Here is a 19926-nt window from a genome sequence, read left to right on the forward strand (position 1 = left end):
CCATGGGCATCCGCACCACCAACCTCGATCAAAGCGCGCTCGTCGATGAGCTTCTTGGCAATTACAACGGCTCGACCGTCCGGGTATCCCTCCTGTGGCTGCTGGCCGCGCTGACCGCGCTTCAGGGTCCGAGCTACGCGACCTTTGCCGAACTCGAGGGCGATCTCGATTGGCCAAACGGATCGCAGGGCTACGTCACCGGCGACGAGACGCCCGGGCATGACGGCCGCTATCGCAAGGACGGGGCCGCTGGCACGGGCACATGGACGCGCATCGGTGACCTGCCAAGCGGCGGCCCCAACCAGGACGTGTTCAATGACGTGGCCGCAAAGGTCGATTTGCTGACGGTGACAGGTGATGTCGATCTGGACGCGCTCGCGGCAAAGCTTGGGCTGTTGACGGTGACCAGTACCATCGATCTGGACACCTTGGCGGCCGAGGTAGCCTCGCTCAATGCCGCTCTCGTCCTCAAGGGCGGGTGGGACGCATCGTCCGGGACATTCCCTGGCGACGGAACGGCTCAGGCCGGTTTCATCTATCTCGTAACCGATGCGGGGACGGTCGACGGGCAGGCATTCGCGGTTTCCGATCGACTGGTCGCGATCGTCAACAATGCGTCGACCGGCACCTATGCCGGGAACTGGCTGCGCGAGGCCTATACCAATCAGGTCCAAAGCGTCGCTGGCCGCACGGGGGAGGTGACGCTGACGACCGACGATATCTCTGGCCTGGCGACGTTGCTGGCGACGCGCCTGGCGGCGGCATCGAACCTGTCGGACCTGCCAAGCGCATCGACAGCGCGCAACAACCTCGGCCTCGGCAACGTCAACAACACGGCGGATGTAAACAAGCCGGTGAGCTTCGCGCAACAGGCGGCACTCGATCTCAAAGCGACCGTTGCTCAGATGCTGTTGACCATCAAACAGATTGGCGGCGTCGAACTTTTGCCTCGGGGGTCGGGTTGCGCCTGTCGGGCGCGAACGGAAAGGTCATGACCGATCTTCTTTGGGACCGAGACAAGGCGACCTGGCGGTTTACGGGGCACGCGCTGGCGACGGACGTCGAAGCCCTGTCAGCGCGGGTTGGTGGTCCAGAATTTTTGCCACGGGGCGTATCCCTGCGGCTGCAAGATGCGATGGGGCGCGTCGCCAAGGATCTGGTTTATGACCGCGTCCGCAATGAAACGCGGTGGCAAGGTCATGCGCTGAGCGGCGAAGATACCGTATTCAAGCCAGGCGAAGTCGTTTCAGCACCAGCGACCAGCGTGCGGGCTCGGCGCTCAAAGCTGGACGTGAAGACCGATGCCTCCGGTATTGGCTGGGTGCGCCTGCCTTCCCTTGTCGCGTCGCAGATCATCGGCACCAATGACAGCGGCACAACCCTCGAGTTTCGCCGCTCCTGGGGCCTGGTCATTCGTGGGCGCCATTACGTTGGCACGTTCGCTCCCGGTGTGACGGGGTCACTGCTCAGTGCCGGTACCTTCACAACGACGCTTGATGCGGCGAGCGATTACGCGGTGGGTCAGTATTTCGAGCAATCCGCGGTGTCTGGCAACGAGGTCGGCGGCGTTGTTTACGCCCAAGGTGACCTGGCAGTCTCCGACGGATCGGCATGGATCAAGCAAGCAGCCCCAACCGTCGACCCGCTGCTGGCGGGTCAGTTCGTGACAATCACCGAGGCCGGGACCTTCAAGGGTATCGCGTTGAGCGTTGGCGATCGCCTGATCTATACCGGGCGCACGCGGAACTCCGGCGTGACAGACGTCCGAAACTGGGCGCGTGCAGCCCGCCTGCGCGACATTTGCCTGATGGGCGAAACAGCAACACCTGCCGCTGCCCCTCCTGTCGATCCCCAGAACGGTGATCTTTGGTACGTGACCGCCAGTGACGGCGATTTCGTCGAAGGTGACGGTCTGCGTCGCGAAGGTGGCGGGTGGGTGCGTATCCCCGGCGAACCCGTAACCACCGTGCTCGACGATGGCCCCTTGTGCCTGCTGTGCGAGCGCGCCGATCAGATCGAAGTGCGCCGCGCCGACAAATCCACGACGCAGGCGGCGGTCCATCTCAACGCCGTTGTAGAGCCGAAGGCCCCTGCTGTGCTGTCGCGCAACATCTGGTGGGTCGGGGACTCCATGCCCGGATACGCCGCTGCCGAGATCGTCAGCATCCTGTCAGACCGCACGGTGACAGTGCAAAGTATGAGCGGGGCGCAATCTTACGAGATCCTCGGCCATGTCGAGCGCACGATCTCGCGATCTCGGAGACCCTTACCGGGATCGGGTTATGATCGCCTGGCACGGCCAGAACAACGGCGGCGATCTCGAACAGGTCAACGAGGTCAATGCCCGCCTGGCAGCAATCTCTGGCTCCACTCAACCGCGCGTGCTGTTGATGAGCAAGCTCGGGCAGTACGAGGCCACGTTCAGCGGTCGCATCGTGGTGGTCGACCAGGAGCAGCAAGCTTACGCCAACGGTTCGGGGTCGAACACCGCTCGGATGCGGGATTTCATCCGGGACTATTACCCGCAGTTCCTCTTCGACACGCGGGCAGAGCTTTGTGCCACGGCGAGCCCCACCATTCCCGATCTTTGGCATCCCGGCAAGCGAGAGAAGGAGACCGCCGACACCTGGGGCATTGTCCCCTTCAGCTACTTTTTTGACTATTCCGCCGTCAGCTGGCGCCCCAACGATCTGACTTTCAGCGGGTATCGCTCTGCAGCCGGGCTGCCCAGTAACGGCACAGGAAGTGACCTCGATTACTACATCCGGTCGGTCGCCGACGGATCGAACCCTGTCGGCCAATTGCTGGTCAAAGAGGCCGGGGTTTGGGTCACGCACAGCATCGCAAACAAGATCCACATGGTGCCCGATGTCGGCAACATCGCGCTCGCCAAGCGCATCAAACTGAAACTCGAAACGAAGGGCTGGTGATATGGCTGGACTGCTTAAACTCTCAGGGCCGGTAGGCCTGACAGGACCTGCGGGCGGCGCTCAAAGTTCGGCGCTGCAATCAGCGGCGCTGGAGGCGATGATTGCCGGTGGCGCACGGGGGTTGATCTATCCCACTTCTGGCGCGGCTGACCGGTACTACCAAAAGTCGGCCTATGACGCCTTCATCCAGGACGCGCTGTTCCCAGATGTGGAGTACCAATTTCCGCTCGCCGCTGGTGCCCCGGCCGGGGCCGCATCTGCCACAAATCCAGCGCTTGATTTCACAGTCCCTGCGTCGCCGAACGGGGCGCGCTCGACAATCGCAGAGCAGGTCGATGGCTATGATGGTGCCAACAACCCGGACTTGTGGATGGTGCTCTGCGTGACGCCAGGGGATCAAGACAGCCCCACGGTCATGATGTCGGTGCTCGCGAGCAGCGGATTCGGAACGGCAATCTATCGCCCCAATGCGCTCGACAAGATCATTTTCGCCGTCGACAGCACCCACACGCTGGACATTGTGAACGAAGAGGCGAGCCCTGAGCTGCCGCACGTGTATTCGGTGCGATACGAGGTGACGACCGGCTATGCCCGCACCTATCGGGACGGCGTGCAAACCAACAACTGGAACCTCACGTCGATGCACCCAACGGCGCAGATGGTCACAGGCCCCATTGGCATTGGTGCTGTCGGCGCCATCGGCACGGCTGCGGTATTTACCAATGACAATGGGCTTTTCCACTTGGGCTGTGTCGGCAACGGCATCCTCACGAACGCCCAGCACACCGCGATCATCGACTGGATAAAGGATCTCTACGGCATCGCCTAAGGCGGCCGGAGGGTGTCTCACCACCCCCCGACACGGGGCCAAAGCTCTCACACCTGACCCCGTCGACCCGTTCTAGCTCAAGGCCGCGCCCCCTCGCGAGGAACGGCCAGTTGGAGCTGATTCTCTTGCCTAAGAAAACCCCAAATCCAGCCGCCTCTGCCGCCGACACCCAAACCGTCACCGCGACCCGCCCCGCAGCCCCCTGGCTCGGCGGCAAGCGCAACCTCGCCAAACGCCTCTGCGCGCTCATCGATGCCGATGCCCGCGCCGGTCGGCACACGACCTATGCCGAGCCCTTCGTCGGCATGGGCGGCATCTTCCTGCGCCGCACAGTGCGGCCGCGCGCCGAGTTCATCAACGATCGCCAGCGCGACGTGCACACCCTCTTCCGCATCCTCCAGGAGCACTACGTCGCCTTCCTCGACCTGCTGCGCTTCCAGATCACCACGCAGGCAAATTTCGAGCGCCTGGTGGTCGTCGATCCCGACACCCTGACCGATCTGCAGCGCGCCGCGCGGTTCCTGTTCCTTCAGCGCACCGCTTTCGGCGGCAAGATCTCAGGGCGTAATTTCGGGATCTCGACGGACCGCCCTGCCCGCTTCAACCTGACGACGCTCGAGCCAGATCTCGAAGCGCTGCACGAGCGTCTTTCCGGCGTCACCGTGACCTGCATGGACTATGCCGAGTTCATCGATCGCATCGACCGACCGGGCGTGCTCTTCTATCTCGACCCGCCCTACTACGGCTCTGAGGGCGACTACGGCCGGGCACTCTTCAGCCGTGAGCGGTTTGTCGAGCTGGCCGAGCAACTGGGACGGTTGAAGGGGCGCTTCATGCTGTCGCTGAACGACGTGCCAGAGGTGCGCGAGATCTTCGGGCGCTTCGAGATGACAGAGGTGAAGACCAGCTACTCGATCGCGGCGAAGGGCGCAGTGCCGGAGCGTGGGGAGTTGCTGATCGTGAGCGCGCCTACTGCGCTGTAGGCCTGCTTTGCCTCAACGCGTGGCGCCCATCTCGTTGTGAGCGTTTCAGCATCGGGCGCAAGCGGTCAGCGCTTGCGCAAGGATGGAGGCGCGCTCGACTGAAGCTCATCGCGCTAGGAAAGCTGTGGTCCAAGGACAAACAGTTTCATATGTTGCACGGTAGCTGATAAAGTAGTCCAAACCGCCGTTGCGACCGATTGTAGCAACATGACAGATCGATCATGGAAATGCATCAACATGGTGTCATGTAAACATCCCGTAGGAAGTGAAAGTTGCGACGTATCTTTCGACTGACCAATCTCCCCACCGCAATATCTTTGGCGGTCGTCGGCATAATCTGGACCTTGGTTGAAGCCCAAAACAGGAGTGAGCATCAACTCGCAATTCGCCAAGAAGTTTTGGGCAGTGCAAGCGTCGTTCGTGCGCATATCGAAGGCACCGTTTCCTCAAATATTCAGCTGGTCCGCGGGCTTATTGCCACGCTGAAAACTGAACCGGATATGAATTTTGCTCGCTTTTCCACGCTCGCAGCAGGGCTGATGGATCAGAATTCAATAATTCGCAACCTTGTCGCTGCTCCCGACATGGTGATCCGCTATGTCTACCCCCTTGAAGGAAACGAAGCAGTTTTAGGTTTGAACTACCTTGAGAACGATCTTCAGCGCGACGACGCAGTGTTGGCGCGCGACACCGGTGCCTTAGTGCTTGCCGGACCAATTGACCTCGTTCAAGGTGGGGTTGGCTTTATCAGCCGCTTTCCCGTATTCGTCGACAATGGCACAAATGACGATCAGTTCTGGGGCTTGGTGTCTGTTGTGATCGATGCTGATCGTTTTTATGCCGTTTCGGGCTTGAATGACGATAGCCTGGAGATACAAGTAGCGTTGAGCGAACATGGCGCCGGGAGGGCTCAACGGCGCGTCTTCTTTGGAGACGCGGCGATCTTGGATCGGGATCCGGTGCAGATGCCGATCACCCTGCCATTTGGCAATTGGGATATTGCGGCGATTCCGCAAGGCGGATGGCAAAACACCCCTCAAAATCTCTGGACGCTTCGCATTTGGCTGTTTCTCGGTGCGGCACTAATCGTCATCCCCAACTTAGTCATGGGTCGGCTGCTCGATGAGCGAGCCAGCAATGTCAAACGTCTGCATTTCGCTTTGCAGCGGCGTGGAGAGGTGAACGGACGATATCAGAGTGTCGCTCGCGTCAGTAGAACATTTGTTTGGGAGCAAGATGCAGATCATCGGCTGACCTATCTTTCGGGCAGCTACCATCACATCACTGGCCGCCTACGCCAAGTCGTTCTGGGACAACGCCTAAGCGAACTGGCGCGCAATTGCGCAGACGATCGGTCAGACATTACTTGGGCCACACTCGAAGAGCACCTCAGCAAGCGGGAAACTTTCAACGACATTTTGTGCTTAGCCGTAACAGATAACGGCAGCGAGATCTGGCTTCAGCTGTCAGGTAGCCCGGTGTTTGACGATCACGGCGCATTTCTTGGGTATCAGGGCGCAGGGATGGACGTAACAACCGTGCAGCGAGCCAGACAAGCAGCCGACGCTTCAAGCCGTGCAAAGTCCATCTTTCTCGCAAACATGAGCCACGAAATTCGAACGCCGCTAAACGGCGTACTGGGGATGGCTGAGGTGCTGGAAAGTATGAACAACGACCCAGAGCAACTTACGATGATCACCACGATCCGTGAAAGCGGGCAGAGTTTGCACAACATCCTGAACGACATTCTTGACCTATCAAAGATCGACGCCAAAAAGCTAGAACTAGAGACGGTTCCCTTCCAACCCGAAACAGCGATTCAGCGCATTCTTGATCTCCACCGGCTACGCGCTGAAGAAAAGGGCCTGAAGCTCAACCTTGCGAGCTTCACTCAACTGGGACCGGCGCGAATGGGAGATGCCCATCGCTTCGCACAGATCTTGCACAACTTGGTCGGCAATTCGGTCAAGTTTACCGAACATGGGGAAGTGTCAATCTCGATTACGAACGTGTGCGGAGAGCCGATTACTGTGCGGATTTCGGATACCGGACCAGGTATGTCGCAAGATGAGCAGCAACGACTTTTCGACCCATTTGTTCAAGGCGACGGATCTATAGCGCGGCTCCATGGCGGAACCGGGCTCGGGATGTCCATCGTACACCAATTAGTCAATTTGATGCAGGGAGACATTGAGGTCCACTCAGTTCTACGCGAGGGGACATCGATCTCAATAACTCTTCCGCTCACGGAACAAAAATTGGTCCCAACTTTGCGCACCGAGAAATCCTTGTCGCATAACCTCACCGGGCTTCGGCTTCTGGCCGCTGACGATAATGCCACCAATCGGCTGGTGCTCGAAACGATGTTACGCGGCACAGGTGTCGAGCTGACGCTGGTCGAAGACGGGCAACAGGCGGTAGATGCTTGGGACAACGCTGAATTCGATATTCTGTTGCTCGACATTTCCATGCCGGTCGTTGGCGGCATCGAAGCCTTTCGTCAGATTGCGCTTACGGCCAGTCAAACGGGTCGGCCTCTGCCGCCAGCTATCGCATTCACCGCAAACGTCATGTCGCACCAGATCACAGAATATTTGAACGAGGGCTTTGTGAGCTATGTCGTCAAACCGCTAAATCGCAAAATTCTGTTTGAAGCGCTCGCGGCTGCGAGACCGTGACAGAAAATGCCAACTCCTCACCGTCATGGGTTCGCAACGTCTGAACAGGGACAATGTCATGATCCAATTACATCCAGTTAGACCTGTCAGAATCTGCGCCCTGCACAAGGTAGCCGTTGCTTGCCAGCCATTCGCTCAGAATTCTCTCTGCCATAGAGCCAATCGTGAGACGGTTGTCCTTGGACGCTTCGCGAAGGGCTAACTTCACTGAAGGCGAGACTCTCGCACCGACAACAGTGGAGCGGACCTCACGTTCTATTGCCATAGGTATAGTGTTCTCCTGTCTGCGATGTTCAGGGCCTAACGTAGAAACATGTTCAGATGGCCGCAAGGATAAGGGAACAGAGACAAGGTGTCGCTCTACCAATTGGGGGATCCTAGCGAGGAACGTTGCATCCCGGCCTATCAAGGCATTCAGCGTCTTCCCGATCAAAGGTAACACCTCGCCCGAGATCATCTGTGCACCATATGAAACGTCCCGCTGTGAACTCCACTCTTAGCGTATCGCCGAGAATGTAGGACACGGCCCCTCCCCTGCACATATCAACTGCCTTCACGGGCTCTGCAACTATCAGCATTTCGCCAGGCTGTGCCTTGAAGATGTGATTGATGTGATCAGCGTTTGTCATCTGTAGCCTCGCTACTGGAACCGAGCCATGAAGGCGGTGCCCCCTGAAGTAGGCTTTGAAGGCGAGATGATCGCTGCCGGGCGCGGGGGCCGACTTCGACCTCGTCCACTTTCCCTTGAAAAGGTTAATAAACCGTTAACGCCTCAGAGTTCGCCGCCATCGCCTGTGCTCAGCGACGCCAACTCTTGGAAGGAAGCGGAGACCCAGACATGATGGGCAAAAAGTGCCTTTCGGACAGCATGCGGGTCGGACTAAGATCGGCCAGGGGCGTCTTGTGCCCACCCATCGACGCTCCCATCGGAGAGACCGCGTGATAAGTCCCGAAAACCGCCTCTTCTGCTCCAACAAGTACCCTGAGATCCAGTATTTGGTCATACCCAAGTGCGGCTGTACCTATGTAAAAAACGTCTTGTGGCAGCTGGATCATGGAGCGCCGCATCCTGTTCCGAACAGGGTGCACGACAACGACGAGGACTTCGGCAGAGCAGGCGACAAGGGCTTTTCGCGCGAACAGATACGCAAGAACGAATACGCTTTCACGGTTCTGAGGAACCCGATCGAGCGCTTTCTTTCGCTGTACTTCGACAAGGTGGTCGGGACGGGCTGGCACAATTTTGTCAACCTGCGCGGGGTTTTGGTCGAGTACCATCGCCTGAACCCGGAGGCGAGAACGGCCGAGGCTCACCGCCGAAATTGCGAGATCCTTATCAACTGGATTGAGGTGAGCCTGATGGGCGATGCCGAAATCGTAGCTGACCCTCATTGGACCCTTCAGAGCGATCGGTTGCCGATCATGAAGTCTCTCGACCTTAAATTGCTGATGCTCGCCGATGTCGATAAAACGCTCAAGATGCTGATTGAGCCCGCCGTCCCGTCACTCGACCCCAAGATCTTTGCAGTAGAAAAAATGCGTCGCGAAGGCCGGTATCTAGAAAAGAGCTGATGACTGAAGAGCTGCGCGACACGATAGCCAGAGTGTACAAACGAGACATGTGGCTGACCCATCGAACCTGGAAGTACTGGACCAACGAAAAGCCGTCCAATTCCCAAGAGATTCCACGGACCAGCCAGATATTTGCTTACGACAAATAGCGTCAGCGCCGTCGCGCCACGGCTATTCGGAGATCGATGATGTTTCGCAGATTGCAATCTTGGCGAAATCGGCGCGCGCAAACGGATTCCGGATCCCCCTAAATCGGAATTTGTCGCCGGTCGACATGCGCCCGGTCTATGCTATGCACCCTGTGCTCAAGGACGTCGAAGCGACAGTAGATCACAGGATTTCAGCGAGAAGCGGCATTGTTCAGATGATACCGCCCTCCACCATCGGCGCTGAGATAGGCGTCTTCACGGGCGTTTTCTCGGAGTATCTAGCGAAAAAAGCGACCCCGAAGACTCTATTCCTGGTCGATCCTTGGAGCCGTGCCTTCGGAGAGTTCTACCCAAATTGGGGCAAATACACAGCCTTCGGAAAACTGACGTGCGCTGCCGGTGAAGCAGCTGCAAGGTATCGAGCAGAGCGAAGCGCGGGCAACGTCGAAGTCATTGTCGACAGCGGCGAGAGCTGGCTGCGGTCACTGCCGCCCGAGGTAAAGCTCGATTGGGTGTACCTCGACGCAGCTCACAAGTTTGACGCAGTGCTAGCCGACTTGACTGCGATCTCAACGAGATTGGTGCATGAAGGGCTGATCCTCGGTGACGATTGCTGGACCAATCGTGACTCTAAGCACTTCGGCGTATTTCGCGCGGTGCAAGAGTTCTGCAGGACTAAGCCGTTCGAGATCGTTCGGATCGATCATGATGGTCAGTACGCGCTACGGAGGAAGACTAGGTAGCCACGACCAGGTCGAGGAGGCAAACACCTGCTGCAAGTTTCCGTGACAAACTCTGCAAAAATAGGTGGCGCGCTACAAGCGCGCCAGCAATTCTTGCAGAAAGGCGGGAACAGGTGAGAAAAGACGATTAGAGGCGATATCCGCTAGGGTTTTCAGAGACTTGCCGGTAGTCCGCGAGGCTTGAACGCCGCTCCGGCAAACTTGCAGAAAAACCGAGAAAAAACAATCTTCCCTGCTCAAGGCACTCTGCGCGCAACGCCCTTTAACGCGGTTTGAAGGCTGATTTCAAAGGGTTTTGTGCGCAAACGGCCCTGGTCACGAAAATTGGAACATGCACGCGAGCGCGCAAGTTACCCGACCGGCGTGCATGTTTGGGATATCCCATTGAAAATTATCGATTTCGTCTTTGCGCGACATGCCGCTACCAGCTTGCGAACATGCACGCGATTTTCGGGCCGATCGGTCACTGCAACCCTTGCCGAATCTGCCCGGACGCAGCGATGATCAGCCATGGCACAGAGAAAACGCCCTCCAAGAGAACGAGCCGCCCGAGCACTTTGCAAGTTGCATGAGAACGGAGCGCGGTGGGCCGATGCCGCTGTTCTGAGCGGAGATGCCGGGCGAGCCATCAAAACTGACAGTGCAACGTGTGGCACTGCCGAAGTCGGACAGGCCTAGGTGTTCCAGCCCCCACTTGCGCGTATCCAAATTTCACGCAGACTGCGCGTTGCTAAGGTCGTTTCATAGGGTCCCAGGAATGTCGCAAGCGCTCAAGACTATGGTGAACTCACGGTTCATTTCGCTGATTTTGCTCATCGTGATCTATGTTTCACCCGCGCATTCGATGAGCGACGCCCCGACGTGCCCTGCGCTTTGGCAAGACATAGTCATTGAGGTCGAGAGCAGACTTGACCTCCAAGCAGCGAGCGAGCCCTTCTTGTTCGCAGATCGGGATGGAAACATCTTCGATTGCCTCGGTGCCAGCCTCGACGAAGGCATCGTGTTGCTCTTGGAAGAGGGGATGCAGGAGTGGCCACTCGATCGCACCCAGAAGCTTGGGCAAGACCCAGCGCACTGGCCGATAAATATCTGCTCGATGTATCACACGGAAATTGGCGACACTTCATATCATGTGGTCACTCTCCCACTCGACCCTTTAGTGGTTCGCATGCCCATTTGCATCACCCGCGTGCTTAACAGTGACAGCCTCAGGCTTTCCGAATAGGGCCACATTCGCAGCCCACTCGCTTGTCGCGCAGCGCCTCGCCTCCGATTGGGCGTGCCACCGCCGCATCCCCACCGCCAAGCCCTGGCTCGCCCGCGTGTTCCGCAGCGAGAACCTGCGGGTGTCGGAGATCGCCCGGAAGCTGCATGTCACCGATGTCAGCGTGCGGAAGTGGCTGAAGGAGGCGAAGAGGCCACGGCGCAGCGATCACAGGCAGCTGCCGCTGTTCTGAGGGGGAGGTCGGGAACGTCCGATATGCTGGCCTTTGTCTGGCTTGACCAAGCAAGTCCTCGTATCGCAGTTTGCGCGCCTTGAGACGCCGCGAGGATGGAATTCATTTGTTCGATGTGCTGATGGGGATCTACGCATTTGCAGTTCATATGTCACCAACGGCGATTGCCTTGATTTGGGCGCATTTTTCAACTGTTCCGCGTGTTAAGAGCGTCATGACCCTAACCGCCAAGATTGGCGCCTTGATCGTCATTCCGTTGTCGATGTTTGCAGTCGCCGCGGAGATCCTTTGCGGCGGCAGCGCTGTTAAGGGCTACGGTGAGTGCAAGTTCATTTCAGACTTTGTCGCAAATCTTTTGGTTCCAGTTTACTTGCTCTCGGTGGGCTTCCTTGCAGTCTGGGTTTTTGTAGCCATTCTGATATGTGCACGGGCGGCGATCACGAAATCCAATGAGCGAAACGGCAAGCGGTAAGGGCTTTTTTCGCCTTCATGCGGCGGCCTTGAGTCACATCGACGTGGCCGCACGCCCTGCCCGACCGCCCCCCAAACCGTAGTGCGTATTTCCCCTCGCCCGAACCCTTCATCCTGACCCCGAACCAAATGTGGACACCGGCATGCAAACGAGCGAGCGGGGCATTGCTTTCAACGAACGGCTCGAGGGCGTTGTCTTGCAGGCCTGTCTCTGCCCGGCGGGCCAGTGGACCATCGGCGCGGGGCTGACCAAGGCCTCGAGCGTGGTCGATCCCAAGCCCGGCATGGTGATCACGGCGGAGGAAGCCTCCCGGCTGGGGGATGTTGAAGGCAGAGCTGAGGCCGCGTGTTGCGAGCAGAGAGACCCAAAGCGCCACCGGCCGCGGTGGCGCGCGCTACGCACGGAGTTCGTTTTCAAAACTGACCAGTTGGTGCCGCGAACCGCCCACACCGGACAGCCACGAAATACCTCGCGGGTGACTATTCTGGTCCAGGAAACGGGTATGGTTTGCAAGACGCAAAAACCCGTTGAGGTCTGCAGAGCAGCGGCCGCAACAGAGTTTGCGGTTTCTGCAGTTGTGACCCAAACGCCGCACAAGCCGTTGTTTTCTCATATTAAGCCAACAGGCTCTTTCCCTTTTTCCTTGAATTGTGGAAATTGCTGCTGCTTGAGAACCCCCGGTGTAAACAGCCTCACCGGTAAGATGTCGGCTTTCGGGAAGATCCGAAGACGCGTATTCGCGTCTTTCCGTCGCAAGCAACTGGCTCAATGGATGCGGCGCAGTCGAAGGACTGTGTCACCCATGGGGTATGTTGCTTGTTCTTCATGCCCCAGACTTAAGGGGAAGAAGATGAACGTACGAAGTTTTCTCAAACACATCGCGATGGCTTTGGTGGTGCTGTGTTGCACCAGCGCTTTTATCCAGAAAGCCCATGCCCAAGACACCACGCGACCACGCGTCGTGTCGATTACACGGTATGATCCTTTAGAGGAACGTGTCGATGCAAAAAGCGAATTGATGTGGGAAATAACCTTTTCCGAACCGGTGACAGACGTCAATCTCTCAACGGATTTTGGCATATATACCTCAAGCGGCCTTCCATTGCGCTCTGCCTTATCAACGACAGAAACCGAAGTGTCTTCATCTGTCTATCGTTTGGGACTTACATTCGATGTTGGCGCGAGTGATGGTACGGGCACTGTAACCTTAGGGTTATTCTCCACAGCGACCATCTACGATCTTGCGGGTAATGCCATGACCATTTTTTCAGTGATCGGCACGAGTGAGGGCTACCGCATTGACAATATGGGCCCGACGCTGTCGATCACCTCGTCGTCCAGCCAGCCGACCAACAATTCCGTGGTCCCGCTGACATTCACCTTTTCCGAAACCGCGACCGGGTTCGACGTAAGCGACCTGACCCTGGTTTCAGGCACCGGCTCCTTTTCGAATTTCAGCGGCAGCGGCAATACCTATACTGCCGATCTGACCCTCAGCTCCACAGGAGCGTTTCAGGTCTCCGTTGCCGATGCGGCAGCCGCCGATCAGCTCGGCAATCTGGGCACGGGCGCGACATTCAGCGGCACGCGGGATGTGACAGCGCCGAGCGCTGTGATCTCCGCGATCCCCACTGAGGTGAATGGCCCTTTCAATGTGACCGTGACCTTCAACGAGGACATGACCGGATTTGCACTTGGCGATTTCACCGTTGTGAACGGCACGGCGTCGAACCTTCAGACCGTCTCGGCACAGGTCTACTCTGCCACGATCACGCCCGACGCCGACGGCACGGTCTCCGTGTCCGTGCCTGCAAGCGCTGCCACGGATGCGGCGGGCAATGGCAACACCGCCTCCAACACGGTGAGCACCACGGCGGATGTGACCCGCCCGACGGTGACGCTCGATGTGCCAACCGGGCCCGTGAATGCGCCCTTCACGCTGACGATGACCTTATCCGAGCAGGTGAGCGCGGTGGCTTTGGGCAACATTTCGGTCAGCAATGGCGCGGCCTCGAACTTGCAACAAACCAGCACGACCACTTTCACGGCGACGATCACCCCCACCGCAGACGGCACGGTGACGGTCAATTTCCCTGCGAACCTCGTGACGGACCTTGCCGGGCTGGGCAACGAGGCGGCGACGGCGGCGACCATCACCGCCGACCTGACCGCCCCGACGCCGACGGTCAGCCTGACCGCCAACGCACCGGGCGACCCCTATACCGCCACGATCAGCTTTGATGAGGATGTGACGGGCTTCGCGCTCGATGACATCACCGTGACGAACGGCGTTGCCTCGAACTTGCAAACCGTCTCTGCACGGCTCTATTCGGCCTCGATCACGCCATCGGCCGACGGCACGATGACCGTGTCGGTGGCCGCGGGCGTCGCCAGCGATGCGGCGGGCAATAGCAACATCGCCTCCAACACAGCAAGCACCACGGCGGATGTGACCCGCCCGACGGTGACGCTGGCTATGCCCTCGGGTCTGGTGAACGCGGCCTTCACGCTGACAATGACCTTCTCCGAAGAGGTGGCCGGGCTCGAGCTTGGGGACATCAGCGTCACCAACGGCACGGCGTCCGATCTGCAACAGACGAGCGCCACGCTCTACACCGCCACGATCACGCCCACCGCAGACGGGGCCGTGACGGTCAACTTTGCCGAGAACGTCGTGACGGACCTCGCCGGTCTTGGCAACACGGCGGCGACGGCAGCGACCAACACCGCCGACCTGACCGCCCCGACGCCGACGGTAAGCCTGACCGCCAACGCACCGGGCGCCCCCTATACCGCCACGATCAGCTTTGATGAGGATGTGACGGGCTTCGCGCTTGGCGACATCACCGTGACGAACGGCGTTGCTTCCGGGCTTCAAACCGTCTCGGCACGGCTCTATTCGGCCTCGATCACGCCATCGGCGGACGGCATGATGACCGTGTCGGTGGCCGCGGCTGTCGCCAGCGATGCGGCGGGCAACGAGAGCATTGCCTCGAACACGGCAAGCACCACGGCGGATGTGACCCGCCCGACGGTGACGCTGGATATGCCCTCGGGTCTGGTGAACGCGGCCTTCACGCTGACAATGACCTTCTCCGAAGAGGTGGCCGGGCTCGAGCTTGGAGACATCAGCGTCACCAACGGCACGGCGTCCAACCTGCAACAGACGAGCGCCACGCTCTACACGGCGACGATCACACCCACCGCAGACGGCACGGTGACGGTCAACTTCGCCGAGAACGCCGTGACGGACCTCGCCGGTCTTGGCAACGAGGCGGCGACGGCTGTGACCAACACCGCCGACCTGACCGCCCCGACGCCGACGCTTACCGCAACGCCGGGCTTTCCCGGAACACCCTATACGGTGACAATCAGCTTTGATGAGGATGTGACCGGCCTGGCGCTGGGGGATTTCGCCACCACGAACATGGATCTTTCCAACTTGTCAGGCACGGGCGACAGCTACACGCTTCAGGCAACGGGCACCGATTTCGCGCAGTCGGTCCAGCTACTTGCCGGCACGGTTCTCGACGCGGCGGGCAATGGAAATCTCGCGTCGAACACCATTGTCGTGGTGCCTGATGGCAGTACGCCGGGTCTGACGATAGCGGGCGTCCCGGACAGGATCACCCGCGGCCAGACCTTCGATGTGACCTTTACCTTCAGCGAGACTGTTATCGGGTTCGAGGCGTCGGATATTTCCCTCACCAACGCGTCGATGGGGACGCTGAGGGGAAGTGGCGCGGTCTATTCTGCGACCCTCACGCCGAATGATCGCGGCAACGTCACCGTGGCGGTTGCAGACGGTGCGGCCCGCGACATCACGGGGGAGCCGTCTGTCGGGGCCACGGCTGTCGCGCAGCTCGACACATCGGCCGAGCAAAGCGAAGCGGTCGCGCATTTCTTGCAAGGACGCGCGCGCAGCCTGATCCAGAACCAACCGGACGTCGCGCGTTTTGTCACAGGGGAGCACTCGGGCGGTGCCTCTGTCAGTGTCACGCGTGCGGGCGGAAACTTCACCCTGAGCTCGCGCGGGAACGGACCGCTGTGGCTGGCCGTTTCCGGTTCGTGGTCCGAAAGCGATAGCGAAGAATTGCGCTATGGCCTCGCGTCCCTTGGCTATCACAGGCAGCTGTCTTCAGGAGCAATCGTCGGCGCGATGCTGCAATATGACTTCGCGCAACAAGAAGACGCGCGGGGAACCACGGTTGAAGGGACGGGCTGGCTTGTCGGCCCCTATTTCGCTGCCCAGATCGGCGATCATCCGTTCTTTGTCGATGGGCGGCTACTGTTCGGGCAGACGAACAACGACATCACCCTGTCCACCGGACAGAGCGGCCGCTTCTCGGGTGAGCGTCTGCTGGCCACCTTGGGGGCGCAGGGGCGCATCGCGACGGAGACGGGATGGACCCTCATCCCCAATCTGAAACTGAGCCATGTCAGCGACGCGCAAAATGCCTATGTCAGCGCCGGTACGGTTGTTCCTGAGCAAAGGGTGACCCTGACCGAGCTTGCACTCGGAATGGATTTCGAAGTTCCGATCCTTGTGTCCCAAGGCGATCTGCTGCTCGATTTCGGGGTCTCGGGGATCTACAGCCGCACCGAGGGTAGTGGGGCTGCCAGTGCCTATATTGCGCAAGAAGAAGGGCATCGCCTGCGCATGGATTTCGGTCTGAGTTATGACAACGGACAAGGGCTTCTCTCCTCCGCCGCTGCCTTTGTCGAGGGTCTGGGCCGCGATGCCGACGCCTCCGCCTACGGCCTGTCTTTCGAGGTCGCCCTCACCTTCTGACGGTGAATGCGCCGAAACATGGAAATACAACGCCCGCTGACCCCTGGTTGGCGGGTGCTCTGTTTGTCACACCTCATCTCTAAGCGTTCGGGAAATCTTGGAATTGACCTGAGCGCCCAAGCCCGGCACACCCTGAGCCTGTAGCGCACTCTGACGAGAGACAGTGACTCCCCATGACGAATGCTTGGATTCTTGCCAACTGAAACCAAACTCTCTGAAATACTTCCGGCATCGCAGGAGCTTAATTAATTATTGCAAGTGGCGATTTTCGACGTACGAGTTGGAATAGCCGATACTATGGCGTCTGATATGTTTGGCCGTGAAGCTGAGAAAGCGCACCATCGGAATACGGCGAGGAACGCTGATAATGTTGCAAAAGTTTTGGGGGATGTTGACGGTGGATAACCAAGAACAGAAAGATGGGTTAGAGAAACGATGGCTTGCCACGATCTTGCCATTTCTCTTTGACGAAAAGCCTGGAAGTAAGATGAGCGCCAATACGCTCTTCAACAGGCTCACGATTCTTGGCGGTCTCCTTATCATCCTTTCGTGGTTGGCTCTGTGGCTGTTCGAATTTGATTTCAATCGGCTTTACTTTCTTAAATCTGGCAACGAAATTTTCAGGCGGATCTGGGCGCGCTATGTGTTTGTTCGGGGACTTAGTCCTGTGTCCGGCGAGTTTTTTCTGATAAGCGCGATTGCCTTCCTTCCATATCAAATTCTTGGAACGGCATTGCTGCTGCGAAGATACCGAAGAAATGTCTCAAGCTTGGGAAAAAGTGTAGAATTTAAAAAGCATGTCAAGGTCGCCGGAGTTAGTTTTCTGATGATCTCGACGATTTATTTAATGCTATTTTATGTGGAAATGGGGCAGGATAGTGGAAGAAGCAGTTTGTGGGAAGCTATGTGTTCCTGGCCTGTCTATCCGTTCTTCTTTACGTTATGTTGTCTTATTGCATCGGTGTGTTGGGTGAATATACTAACCTTGGCCTCGAGAATCGTGGGCAAGGGAAAACAGAATGCGTGATACCGGTGATAAATGTACGCCGCTCTGACGACTAAAGCTGTTCACCTGCCGCGCGACTGCATCCCGTTCTTCGGAGCGACGCGAAAGCTGAGATTAACGAGCGCACGCGCCTGGATCACACCCCGAGCCTGTGCGGCAGCACTGCAAGAAAAGGGGCGCATCCCGATGACCAATGCGTCGCTTGTCAATCGCATCCAGACCCCTCTGGGGATGAAGAATGAATCAAGAATCGGAATTGACTCCGAAAACAAGCGTGACAGGACTGAAGAAGAAGACGAGGAGGCTTGCTTCGTTGCTTTCGACCGGGAATGCAGCCAAAAGAGATCAGACCTGTCACCGCTTGTTTTTCGAACGATAAATCAACTGCGGCAGCTGCAATCAATGGATCTTGACCCTACAGAGATTTAGTTTTTTACTTCAAGACATGGGGTACGAAAGCATAGAAATTGATGACTGCCACCTGACCTTTGAAAGGTCCGTGGAGCCAACTGAGCAGAACAGTCTCTTTTTCAGGTAAGCGCGCCGTCTTGACCTGAGATCGTTCGACTTGAGTCCACGGCGCGACGTGCACGTTATTCAGGATGGCGATATGACAATTTATCAGGTCACCTTTGTCTTTAGCCATCAATGCTACGATCGACCAATTTTTCTGCGGCTCTCTCGATTTAGATCTTTGGTAGAAGTCAATTTTCCCGAAAGCAGCTACCCGTATTATCACCCGTCCGTCATGAACAGATATGCCGCCCAAGTAAATTACGAGCTACTCTCTAGCATTAGTGCAGCGGAAAGGATAAATTCATACTATTTTTACACTCAATTCGGCGCAATACCTTATGTGGTGGATGACTTTTCAATAGCATACTTTGAAGAGAGTGCGATTGAAAATTTTGAGAGTGCGTTGGTGCAGGTCATAGCCACTTCTGGGTGCTCTGGCGGTTAGGTGTTTGATCCCACGGTTTGATGGTGTGACCCTTTCTCAAGCGAGGAAGCAAGCATTGTGGGACAAGTTCGGCACCGCAGCGCCACGACCGCGCACGCCGCATTCAGGCTCACCAAGCCCAACCATCCTTGGACTAACGGCCAGGTCAAGCGGATGAACCGCACGATCAAGGACGCGACCGTCAAGCGCTTTCACTATGACAGCCACGACCAGATCCGCACCCATCTTGCGGAGTCCATGGCAGCTTGCACCTTCGCCCGCAGGATCAAGACACTGAATGGGATCATGCCCGATGAATACAACTGCAAAATCTGGACTTCAGAGCCGGAAAGATTCACTGTCGATCCGATCCACCAGAGGCCGGGACTGAACACCCTGAGTTCGCTACGAAGCATGAAGAGTAGAGCCCGCGACGCATGATTTTATGAAGAGGTACGTTTCATTGCCCACGCAGGAGGAACGCAATGAGTGAAAAGGAGGAGAATGGCTATAGCTTTATGCCATACAACATTTCAGAATCGCCTGAGCATTCAGTTGGATTTACGAGCATCGCGTTGGGGGCGCTTTTCCTCGGCTCGGTTTCGTTTACGATTTTTGGTTTGGTCCTTGAGAGATTTAGCCACATGGATTCGGTGGCGCTACTGCATGGCTTTATTCTTGGATTGAGTTCTGTTTTTGAAACGAAGCACGAGTATCTGATGAGGTTTGGCTCTTCCTCATACGGATACTATATGGCGGGGATCGTATTGTTCATTCCCTACCAAGTTGTCCTTTTTGTAATGCTCCGATCATTGTATCTGCGCAAAGTGGCGTCGTCCCAGGAGTTTCAACCCGTGCAGGCTCGCCATCTTCTGGGAGCATCCATTTCAATCGCTCTCGTCCCGGCACTTATTTATGTATATTTTGTCGATATTGGCGGCGAACGATATTCCGCAACGGGACACTTTTTCTATGGGTCGCCATTTCTTGCGCTGTTCTTGAATGTGGTTTCGCTTTTGATTGGGGTGTGCATAATGAATTTTTATGCTCTGGCTCTCAGGTGTTCAGTCCCGGCATCTGGTGAATAGGGTCAAGCGTGCACCGATCTGGCTCTGATGTTCAAAATGTGTAGATGCCTTCGTAGGGCGCAAGGCAACTCAGTGCCTTGAGCCTTCGTGAACCGTTCCACACGGGCATGATCGGCCGAGCGCGGCCATTCGTGCATGCCGCAGCGCATGGCCGCGTCGAGCCCGTAGGCGACTTGCATGATCCGCGCAACATGGCGCGCAACCTCCCGAATTTCGCACAGTCGGCGAAAGGCCGATCTCCCCGTCAAACGCGGGCGTTTGCGCAAGAATCGGGTCGAGCGCGCAGC

Annotated in this window: 14 protein-coding genes and 2 pseudogenes; 14 read left to right on the top strand and 2 right to left on the bottom strand. The window is 57.6% G+C overall.

Annotated elements, in window-relative coordinates; all coding sequences use genetic code 11:
* Nucleotides 1-2 precede the first annotated feature (2 nt).
* Nucleotides 3-995 carry a hypothetical protein gene (locus OKW52_RS18165; RefSeq protein WP_264506953.1) on the top strand — a complete coding sequence of 331 codons (993 nt, stop codon included), beginning with the start codon at nt 3-5 and terminating at the stop codon, nt 993-995.
* A gap of 464 nt (nt 996-1459) precedes the next feature.
* On the opposite strand, the gene OKW52_RS18170 is transcribed toward OKW52_RS18165, so the two are convergent.
* Nucleotides 1460-2062 carry a hypothetical protein gene (locus OKW52_RS18170; RefSeq protein ID WP_264506954.1) on the bottom strand — a complete coding sequence of 201 codons (603 nt, stop codon included), beginning with the start codon at nt 2060-2062 and terminating at the stop codon, nt 1460-1462.
* Nucleotides 2063-2282: 220 nt separating this feature from the next.
* Here OKW52_RS18170 and OKW52_RS18175 point away from each other — a divergent pair, with 220 nt between their 5' ends.
* The 13 genes and pseudogenes from OKW52_RS18175 (at nt 2283) to OKW52_RS18235 (ending at nt 19639) form a co-directional block, all read left to right on the top strand.
* Nucleotides 2283-2930 (top strand): hypothetical protein, encoded by a 648-nt coding sequence (locus OKW52_RS18175; RefSeq protein WP_264506955.1) that lies wholly within the window; start codon nt 2283-2285, stop codon nt 2928-2930.
* A 1-nt stretch (nt 2931) separates the two neighbouring features.
* A complete protein-coding gene (locus OKW52_RS18180) occupies nt 2932-3759 on the top strand; it encodes a hypothetical protein (RefSeq protein ID WP_264506956.1) in 828 nt (275 codons plus the stop codon).
* 116 nt (nt 3760-3875) lie between these two features.
* Complete coding sequence (locus tag OKW52_RS18185; protein WP_264507738.1) at nt 3876-4742, top strand: DNA adenine methylase; 867 nt, start codon at nt 3876-3878, stop codon at nt 4740-4742.
* 272 nt (nt 4743-5014) lie between these two features.
* Entirely contained in the window at nt 5015-7420 is a 2406-nt protein-coding gene (locus OKW52_RS18190) for an ATP-binding protein (RefSeq protein WP_264506957.1), read from the top strand.
* A 939-nt stretch (nt 7421-8359) separates the two neighbouring features.
* Nucleotides 8360-8992, top strand: a complete 633-nt coding sequence (locus tag OKW52_RS18195) for a sulfotransferase family protein (protein ID WP_264506958.1) — start codon at nt 8360-8362, stop codon at nt 8990-8992.
* A 292-nt stretch (nt 8993-9284) separates the two neighbouring features.
* Complete coding sequence (locus tag OKW52_RS18200; RefSeq protein ID WP_264506959.1) at nt 9285-9884, top strand: class I SAM-dependent methyltransferase; 600 nt, start codon at nt 9285-9287, stop codon at nt 9882-9884.
* Between the two features lie 757 nt (nt 9885-10641).
* Complete coding sequence (locus OKW52_RS18205; RefSeq protein ID WP_264506960.1) at nt 10642-11109, top strand: hypothetical protein; 468 nt, start codon at nt 10642-10644, stop codon at nt 11107-11109.
* 338 nt (nt 11110-11447) lie between these two features.
* Nucleotides 11448-11813 (top strand): hypothetical protein, encoded by a 366-nt coding sequence (locus tag OKW52_RS18210; protein ID WP_264506961.1) that lies wholly within the window; start codon nt 11448-11450, stop codon nt 11811-11813.
* A 142-nt stretch (nt 11814-11955) separates the two neighbouring features.
* Nucleotides 11956-16605, top strand: a complete 4650-nt coding sequence (locus OKW52_RS18215) for an Ig-like domain-containing protein (protein ID WP_264506962.1) — start codon at nt 11956-11958, stop codon at nt 16603-16605.
* A gap of 367 nt (nt 16606-16972) precedes the next feature.
* Nucleotides 16973-17632 carry a hypothetical protein gene (locus tag OKW52_RS18220; RefSeq protein ID WP_264506963.1) on the top strand — a complete coding sequence of 220 codons (660 nt, stop codon included), beginning with the start codon at nt 16973-16975 and terminating at the stop codon, nt 17630-17632.
* Nucleotides 17633-17644: 12 nt separating this feature from the next.
* Nucleotides 17645-18040, top strand: coding sequence for a hypothetical protein (locus tag OKW52_RS18225; RefSeq protein ID WP_264506964.1), 396 nt, complete (start codon nt 17645-17647; stop codon nt 18038-18040).
* A 637-nt stretch (nt 18041-18677) separates the two neighbouring features.
* Nucleotides 18678-18992 (top strand): annotated as a pseudogene (locus OKW52_RS18230) (IS481 family transposase); the annotation flags it as partial.
* A gap of 44 nt (nt 18993-19036) precedes the next feature.
* Nucleotides 19037-19639 carry a hypothetical protein gene (locus OKW52_RS18235; RefSeq protein WP_264506965.1) on the top strand — a complete coding sequence of 201 codons (603 nt, stop codon included), beginning with the start codon at nt 19037-19039 and terminating at the stop codon, nt 19637-19639.
* Here OKW52_RS18235 and OKW52_RS18240 read toward each other — a convergent pair.
* Nucleotides 19608-19739: pseudogene (locus tag OKW52_RS18240) on the bottom strand (IS481 family transposase); the annotation flags it as partial. The gene OKW52_RS18235 and the pseudogene OKW52_RS18240 sit on opposite strands and share 32 nt — an antisense overlap.
* Between the last annotated feature and the right edge of the window lie 187 nt (nt 19740-19926).

Source organism: Pararhodobacter zhoushanensis (assembly GCF_025949695.1).
Lineage (GTDB): Bacteria > Pseudomonadota > Alphaproteobacteria > Rhodobacterales > Rhodobacteraceae > Pararhodobacter > Pararhodobacter zhoushanensis_A.